7 protein-coding genes are annotated in these 8,133 nt (G+C 68.1%); 3 read left to right on the top strand and 4 right to left on the bottom strand.

The features are described from left to right. The coding region (locus AC1DTF_RS21025) for an acyl-CoA dehydrogenase family protein (RefSeq protein ID WP_477475463.1) at window positions 1–748 on the bottom strand (748 nt) is incomplete at its 3' end. Window positions 749–874: 126 nt separating this feature from the next. On the opposite strand from AC1DTF_RS21025, the gene AC1DTF_RS21020 reads away from it, so the two are divergent. Genes AC1DTF_RS21020 through AC1DTF_RS21010 form a run of 3 tightly spaced genes read left to right on the top strand, consistent with a single transcriptional unit; the run spans window position 875 to window position 4,364 of the window. After that, the gene (locus AC1DTF_RS21020; protein ID WP_057169918.1) at window positions 875–2,098 is read left to right on the top strand and encodes an alpha/beta hydrolase; all 1,224 of its coding nucleotides are present in this window, start codon (window positions 875–877) and stop codon (window positions 2,096–2,098) included. A 28-nt stretch (window positions 2,099–2,126) separates the two neighbouring features. Further along, window positions 2,127–3,542 carry a WS/DGAT/MGAT family O-acyltransferase gene (locus AC1DTF_RS21015; protein ID WP_057169917.1) on the top strand — a complete coding sequence of 472 codons (1,416 nt, stop codon included), beginning with the start codon at window positions 2,127–2,129 and terminating at the stop codon, window positions 3,540–3,542. 42 nt (window positions 3,543–3,584) lie between these two features. Beyond that, on the top strand, window positions 3,585–4,364 hold the full coding sequence (locus AC1DTF_RS21010; protein WP_477475462.1) for a hypothetical protein: 780 nt from the start codon (window positions 3,585–3,587) through the stop codon (window positions 4,362–4,364). A 70-nt stretch (window positions 4,365–4,434) separates the two neighbouring features. Here AC1DTF_RS21010 and AC1DTF_RS21005 read toward each other — a convergent pair whose 3' ends face one another. From AC1DTF_RS21005 to AC1DTF_RS20995, 3 genes are read right to left on the bottom strand one after another with little or no spacing between them, the layout of a single operon-like run. After that, window positions 4,435–5,646, bottom strand: a complete 1,212-nt coding sequence (locus AC1DTF_RS21005) for an alpha/beta hydrolase (protein ID WP_477475467.1) — start codon at window positions 5,644–5,646, stop codon at window positions 4,435–4,437. After that, window positions 5,624–7,291 (bottom strand): acyl-CoA ligase FadD12, encoded by a 1,668-nt coding sequence (gene fadD12, locus AC1DTF_RS21000; protein ID WP_477475461.1) that lies wholly within the window; start codon window positions 7,289–7,291, stop codon window positions 5,624–5,626. The genes AC1DTF_RS21005 and fadD12 overlap by 23 nt, the downstream gene beginning before the upstream one ends. Continuing rightward, a complete protein-coding gene (locus AC1DTF_RS20995; protein WP_477475460.1) occupies window positions 7,291–8,100 on the bottom strand; it encodes a 1-acyl-sn-glycerol-3-phosphate acyltransferase in 810 nt (269 codons plus the stop codon). Before AC1DTF_RS20995 ends, fadD12 begins: the two co-directional genes overlap by 1 nt. Window positions 8,101–8,133: the final 33 nt, after the last annotated feature.

The following is an 8,133-nucleotide window of genomic DNA, read 5'->3' as shown; positions in this document are numbered from 1 at the left end:
AGGTACCGATGGTACGGCCGAACTGCTCACGGACCTTGGCGTACTCGACGGCCATGTCCAGGGTGGCCCAGCTGATACCGACGGACTCCGCAGCGGCCAGGATGCGGAACACGGTGCGGGCGTGGCGGGCCGCGCCGCGCAGCACCCGGTCGGCGGAGATCGCGGCGCCCCGCATCGCCACCGACCCGACCGAGCGGGTGGTGTCCAGTGACGGCAGTGCGGTGACGGTGATTCCGTCGGCGGCCGCCTCGACCACCACCAGGTCCTCGCCGGCCGCGAGCACCAGCACATCGGCATCCGGGGCACCGAGGACCGCGGGCCACTGGGCGGTGGCGGTCAGATCGGACTCCATGTTCACCTGCCCGTTGAGACCGAGGGCCGCGACGGTGCTGCCGTCGGCCAGGCCCGGGAGAAGCTGGGCCCGCACGGAATCGGGGGCGCACCGGTCGATCACCAGGGCCGCGGCCACGGTCGGCAGGAATGGGCCCGGGGTGAGCTCGCGGCCGGTGATCTCGGCGATGATCGCCAACTCGGCGAGCCCGAAGCCCGATCCGCCGAACTCTTCGGCCAATGCCAACCCGTTCCAGCCCAGTTCTGCTCCTGCGGACCAGATTTCGCGCGGATAGCTGCCGGGTTGATCGAGGGTGACGCGGGCGGCGGCGCGGCTGCCGGAGCGTTGGAGCCGCCCGATGGCCGCGGCGGCGAGATCCTGGTGTTCTTCGGTGATGGCCAGCGCAGACTTGCTCATGATGAATTGAAGTTACCGGCACCACCTACGCGGTCGTTCGTGATGCGGATCACAATTTGACGGCTGTGTAGACAGATCCTCGAGAATGTCTGCTTAGGGAGGGGGCTGCGCGGGTACGCTCGCGTGATGACGGCCACACCGGACACCCGGTACCCCGGACCCACGCTGATGAGCCGCGCACGCTGGTTGCTGAAGGCCAATCACGCGGACCGTATGCTCGCATTATCCGTGGCTTCGGCTTCGCTGCCGGTGATCGGCAAGCAACTCGAGCCACTCGGTGGCCTGGCCGCCATGGGCGTGTGGGGTTTTCGTCAGTTCCCCGAGATGATGTCGTCGACCGCCAAAGCCTGGTTCGCGCCCGGAAACGGGGCGGTGCGCAAGGCCGAGCGCGACCAGACGGTGACGGTCGCCAAGGACGGATTGCGCAGCGTGGTCCCCGCAGCCGACCTGGCCGGGGATTGGCCGGCCCCCGAGCAGCTGCCGCCGCTGTGGAACACCATGGAGTACCGGCGCAACGTGCACCGCACCTCGGTGCGCTACGGCGACCACCCGATGCAACTGCTGGACGTGTGGCGTCCCGCGGAACTGCCCAGCGAGCCCGCACCGGTGCTGCTGTTCGTCCCGGGCGGTGCCTGGGTGCACGGCAGCCGCATGCTGCAGGGTTACGCGATGCTGTCGCACCTGGCCGAGCAGGGCTGGGTCTGCCTGTCCATCGATTACCGGGTGGCGCCACACCACCGCTGGCCGCGCCACATGACCGATGTGAAAGCGGCAATCGCGTGGGCGCGGGCCAATGTCGACAAGTTCGGCGGTGACCGCAACTTCGTGGCCATCGCGGGATGCTCGGCGGGCGGGCACCTGGCGGCACTGGCCGGGCTGACGCCGAATGATCCTGAACTGCAGGGCGATCTGCCGGACGACGCGGACACCTCGGTGGACGCCGTCGTCGGCATCTACGGCCGTTATGACTGGGAGGACCGCTCCACCGTCGAGCGGGATCGATTCGTCGACTTCCTGGAACGCGTCGTCGTCGGCCGCAAGATCGGCCGTCATCCCGAGATCTTCCGGCAGGCGTCCCCGATCGCCAGGGTGCACCGCGACGCCCCGCCGTTCCTGGTCATCCACGGCAGCGGGGACACCGTGATCCCGGTCGACCAGGCACGAAGCTTCGTCGACCGTCTCGAAACCACCTCGGCCGCACCGGTCAGTTACGTCGAGTTCCCCGGCGCGGGTCACGGGTTCGACATGACCGACGGTGCCCGTACCGGCGCGATGGCGAAGGCAATCGGACTGTTCCTCAACCAGATCCACCGAAACTCGGCGGCACGCAAGGCCAAGGCGGTTATATAGACTCCTCCAGGCAGGGGAGGAATAGCCGGTGAAAAGGCTCAGCGGTTGGGACGCGTTCCTGCTGTACACGGAAGCGCCCAACGTGCACATGCACACCTTGAAGATCGCCATCATCGACCTGCACGGGCTCGGCGACCGCACTTTCGGCGTCGAGGACTTCCGTAATGTGTTGCACGGCAGGCTCTACAAGCTGGACCCGTTCCGCTATCAGCTCGTCGACATCCCGTTCAAATTCCACCACCCGATGTGGCGGGAGAACACCGACGTCGATCTGGAGTACCACGTTCGGCCGTGGCGGGTCGCCGCCCCCGGCGGCCGCCGCGAACTCGACGAAGCCATCGGAGAGATCGCCAGCACTCCGCTGGACCGCAGCCGGCCGCTGTGGGAGATGTACTTCGTCGAGGGACTCGCCGACGACCGGATCGCCGTGGTCGGCAAGATCCACCACGCGCTGGCCGACGGGGTGGCCTCGGCCAATCTGCTCGCCCGCGGGATGGATCTGCAGGAAGGTCCGCAGCGGGAACGCGACTCCTACGCCACCGATCCCGACCCGTCCAGGTCCGAGCTGGTGCGCACGGCCTTCACCGACCACCTGCGCCAGATCGGGCGGATCCCGGGCCTGGTCAAATACACCGCCGGCGGTGTCGCCAGGGTGCGCCGCAGCCAGCACAAGTTCGGTCCGGAACTGACCAGACCGTTCACTCCGCCGCCGAGCTTCATGAATCATGTGCTGACCCCCGGACGCCGGTTCGCGACCGCCTCGCTCGCGCTGGCCGACGTGAAGTCGACCGGAAAACAGCTGGGCGCCACCATCAATGACATGGTGCTGGCGATGTCCTCCGGTGCGTTGCGCAAACTGCAACTGGAATACGAGGGCAAGGCCGACCATCCGCTGCTGGCCTCGGTGCCGATGAGTTTCGACTTCTCACCCGATCGCATCTCGGGCAACCGGTTCACCGGCGTGCTGATGGCGCTGCCGGTCGACGAACCCGACGTCCTGGAGCGGGTACGTCAGGCCAGTGCGGCCGCATCGCTGGCCAAGGAGAGCAGCCAGTTGATCGGGCCCGAACTGGTGGCCCGCTGGGCCTCCTACATGCCGCCGGCCGCCGTGGAGGCGCTGTTCCGCCGGCTGTCGGACAAGGACGGCCAGAACAAGGTGCTCAACCTCAACATCTCGAATGTGCCCGGCCCGCGTGAACAGGGCAAGGTCGGCGGCGCCACCGTCACCGAGATCTACTCGGTCGGTCCGCTGACCGCGGCCAGCGGTCTGAACATCACCGTGTGGAGCTATGTGGACCAGCTCAACATCTCGGTCATCTCCGACACCGACACGGTCAAGGATCCGCACGAGGTGACCGACGCGATGGTCCAGGAGCTCCGCGACATTCGGCATGCGGCAGGGATTTCCGAGGAACTGACGGTCATCGAGACCGCGCTGACGTGACATGGTCGCGCCCCGGCGTCGGGGATGGGCGAGAATGACGTCATGAAACTCCTGGGCGCCGTGGCCGCGGTCGTCGTGGCGCCGGTCCTGGTCACCGGCTGCTCCTACGGACCGGCCCCTCATTCGGCACCGGCGAGTTCGTCCACCGCGACGAATTCGGACGCCGAGCACCCCGAGGTGTCCATTCTTCCCGGCACTGCGCTGCTGGGTGCCCCGCTGACCGCGAAGGGCGCCACCGTCACCCCGCGCGCCGACACCATGGCCCTGGTCCGTCAGGACTCCGTCGACGAGCAGGAACTCGGCATCGAAGTCTCCTTCGCCGATGTGTCCGCCCCCATCGACGCAACGGGCCCGAACGGCGGTTTCCGCCTGTTGGTCAGCGGCGGGGAACAGATCCCCCCGTCCCGGCCGGTCGTCCTGAAATCGCGCCCGCTGCCCGCGCGGGTGATCGGCGACGTGACCGGGTGGGTGTTCTTCCACGTCAGACCCGGTGTCCTGCCGACGCAGTTGCAGCTCACCGCCGCTCCCGCGAATTACATGCTCGACCCGCAGCCGATTGCCATCTGGGCGATGTCGGGGCTGCCCGCGGCCTCCGGGCCCGAGGCCCCGCCCGGCCCGTTGCCTCCGGCCAGGCCCCCGGCGCCGGCCGAGCCCGCTCCGGCACCACCGCCGGCGAGCGACACCGGCGGCAACGGTGGCCCGCGGCTGCCACCGCCGCCCCGGCTGCCACCGCCGCCGCAACTTCCGCGGCCGCAGTTACCGCCGCCGCCACAGCTTCCGCCACCACCACCGTCGGTCTGCCGCCACACGACGTTGTGCTGAGGCCCAGCGGCCGGTCATGACACGCTGACCGCGAAAAAGCGTGCACCAGGTGGCCGTTCGGCAGGCTGGGTCAGCCGCGCACCCAGTTCAGGAATCGCTCCACCGCGGCCGCGGTGTTGTGCCCGTGCGCGGAACCGAAGAAATCGAACGCGTGCTGGGCGTGCGGGATCTCGGCGTAGACGACCGGTGCCTTCGAAACGCCCTTGAGCGCCTTCACGAATTCGCGGCCCTCGCGCACCGGGATCACCGAATCGTCCTCACCGTGCAGCACGAAGAACGGCGGCGCATCCTCGTGCACCAGCGTGATCGGTGAGGCGTCCAGGAACACCTGCCGGTTCTGCGTGAACGGCAGCTTGACGATGAACTTCTCCAGGATCTTGATGAACTCCGGCCTGCCGTTGCCGGTATCGGTGAACCAGTCGTAACGACCGTAGATCGGCACCGCCGCGGCCACCGACGTGTCGGCGTCCTCGAACCCGGGCTGCCACTTCGGGTCGTTCGGGGTGAGGGCGGCCAGCGCCGTCAGGTGCCCGCCCGCCGAACCGCCGCTGATGTACACGGATTCGGGATCACCGCCGTAGGCCGCGATGTTCTCCTTCACCCAGGCGATCGCCTGTTTGACGTCCACGATGTGGTCGGGCCAGGTGTATTTCGGGCTGATCCGGTAACCGATCGACACACAGATCCAGCCGCGCTCGGCCAGTCTGCTCAGCATCGGATAGGCCTGCGGGCGCCGCATCCCGATCATCCAGGCGCCGCCGGGGATCTGCAGCAGCACCGGCGCCTTGCCGTCGCGGGGCAGGTCGGGCCGCATCCAGATATCGGCGAGGTTGGGGCCGTGCGGCCCGTAGCGGGCCGTCTCGTGCACGTAGCGCCGACGTGTCCAGCCGGTTCCGAAGACACCGCGCGGGCGGCGCTCGGGTTCCTTGGACTCCAGATAGTCCGCACCGAGGGCTGCCTTCAACGGATCCTCGAAGTACCGCTTCGACTCCGCCTCCCGGCGCTGCAGCAACGCCAGCAGTCCCCAGGTGATGGCCTTGACCGCCAACGAGATCCGCCCGTTGCGGGTTCGGTAATGACCCAGCAGGGCGCGCCGGATCACGTCCAGCACCGAACCGGTGAACAGCAGCGGAGCGTTCTCCGATGTCGGCCAGCCGAACGCGAACGTCGGCAGGGTGCTGTAACCCTTCCGGCCCAACGGGCGTACCGCGTTGGCGGCGTTGGTCAGCTCGGCCAGCGCGCCCAGCAGCGGCCTGGGCCTAACCCGTAATGCGGTCCTCAAGTTCACTGCGCAGAATCTTTCCGGTGCTGTTGCGCGGCAACTCATCCAGGATGGTGATGTCCCGCGGCACCTTGTAGTTGGCCAGATTGTCCCGGACATACTGTTTCAAAACATCGGCGGTCACGGAGGCGTCGGGGCCGCGCAGCACCACGAAGGCGACCAGCCGCTGACCGAACTGTTCGTCGTCCGCTCCGATGACGGCGGCCTCGGCCACCGCGTCGTGGGTCACCAGCGTCTTCTCCACCTCGATGGGGTAGACGTTCTCACCGCCGGACACGATCATCTCGTCATCGCGGCCCACCACGAACAGCCGGCCGTCGACGTCCAGGTAGCCGACGTCACCGGAGTTCATGAACCCGTCGTGGAAGTCCTTGGTCTTGCCCGAGGTGTAACCGTCGAACTGGGTCGAGTTGCGCACGTAGATGGTGCCGGTCTCGCCGGGCGGTAGCGCGCGCAGGTCGGGGTCCAGGATCCGGATCTCGGTGCCCTCGGCCGGTTTTCCGGCGGTGTCCGGTGCGGCGCGCAGATCGGTCGGCGTCGCGGTGGCGATCATGCCGGCCTCGGTCGCGTTGTAGTTGTTGTAGATGACATCGCCGAACTGATCCATGAACTTGGTGACGACGTCGGGACGCATCCGGGAACCGGATGCCGCGGCGAAGCGCAGGGTGCGCCCGCTGTAGCGGTTGCGGATCTCGTCGGGCAACTCGACGATGCGGTCGAACATCACCGGCACGACACACAACCCGGTGGCCCGGTGGGTGTCCACCAGCGCGAGGGTGGCCTCCGGATCGAACTTGCGGCGGGTGATGACGGTGCAGGCCATCGAGGCGGCGAAGGCCAGCTGGGAGAACCCCCAGGCGTGGAACATCGGCGCGGCGACGACCACCGGCTCCTCGGTGTGCCATGGGGTGCGGTCCAGGATGGCCTTGAGCACCTCGGGTCCGCCCCCGGAATGCTTGGCGCCCTTGGGTGTTCCGGTGGTCCCCGAGGTCAGCAGGATGACCTTGGACTTCTCCTTGGCGCGTCGGGGTTGTTGCCCGGCGTGCGCGGTGATCAGCTGCGCCACGGTGAGCCCGGTCTGCGCGGTATCGGTCCAGGCGACGATGCGGGCCACCTCCGGGGCGTCGGCCAGTGCACGGTCGAGGGTCGGGGCGAACTCCTCGTCGTAGATGACCGCGCCGGTGCGGCCGGCGGATTCGCGTTCCCACACCTCGGCCAGCGCCGGACCGGCGAAGGACGTGTTGAGCAGCAGCACGTCGGCGCCGATGCGGTTGGCCGCGATCAGCGCTTCGACGAAACCGCGGTGGTTGCGGGCCATGATGCCCAGGACGTGCGGCTCTCCGGAGGGCAGCGCCTGCAACCCTGCCGCCAACGCGTCTGCGCGCTGGTCGATCTCGCGCCAGGTCAGCGCCCCGAGCTCGTCGATGAGGCCGACCCGGTCACCGCAGCGTTGCGCGGCGCTGGCGAAACCCGAAGTGATGCCCATGTTCTCGCGGGCCATTGCCGCGCCGATGCGCAGATACTTGTCGGGTCGCAGCGGTGCGATGACACCGGCGCGCACCATGGTGCCGATCAGGCCGGCCGTATCGGTGACCCGGTCGACGGTGGGGCGAGCGAAGCGACGGGGGAGGTCGAACAGCCCCATCAGCCGATGACCGRCAGGCGACGTTCGGCGGCCAGTTCGTCCAGGGCGCCCTGCATGACGCGGCGGACATGCGCGTCGACCTCGTCGATATCGGGGGTTTCGCCGAACTGGGCCTCGATATCGACCGGCGGCAGCACCTGCATGACGATCTTGGCGGGCAGCGGCACGTTCATCGGGACCACGGCGGACAGCCCGAACGGGAAACCGAAGGACAGCGGGACGATCTTGGTGCGCGCCAGCCGGGCGATCGGGCCGAGCCGCTTGGCCAGCCAGGTGCCCCGGGACAGATACAGCTGGGTCTCCTGCCCGCCGATGCCGACCATCGGCACGATGGGCACCCCGGCATTGATGGCCGCGCGCACGTAACCCTGGCGGCCGTCGAAGTCGATCTTGTTGGCTTCGCTGCTGGGACGGTAGACGTCGTAGTCGCCGCCGGGGAACACCACCACGACTCCGCCGGAGCGCAGCGCTTCATCGGCGTTCTCGTGGCTGGCGAGGATGAAGCCGGTCTTCTTGAAGAAGTCGCCGGTGGGCCCGATCATCAGCATGGCGTGGCTCAACGTGTAGACCGGGCGCCCGTAGCCGAACCGCTCGTAGAAGTCGGCCGCGAAAATGGGCACATCCATGGGGAACATGCCGCCGGAGTGGTTGCACACCACCAGCGCGCCGCCGTTGGGGAAGTTCTCCAGACCGCGGACCTCGGAGCGGTGATACGCCTTCAGGAACGGCCGCAGCAGCCCCATCACCCGCTCGGTGAGGCTGGGGTCGAACTTGGTGATCTCGGTGGGATCGATATCGGGCGAGCTCATGGGATGCCTCCGATGTAGAAACTAGAACGTGTT

This window comes from Mycobacterium sp. P4_H6 (genome assembly GCF_056400845.1).
Note: the sequence above shows the minus strand (reverse complement) of the source record. Positions and strands in the feature narration are given on the sequence as shown.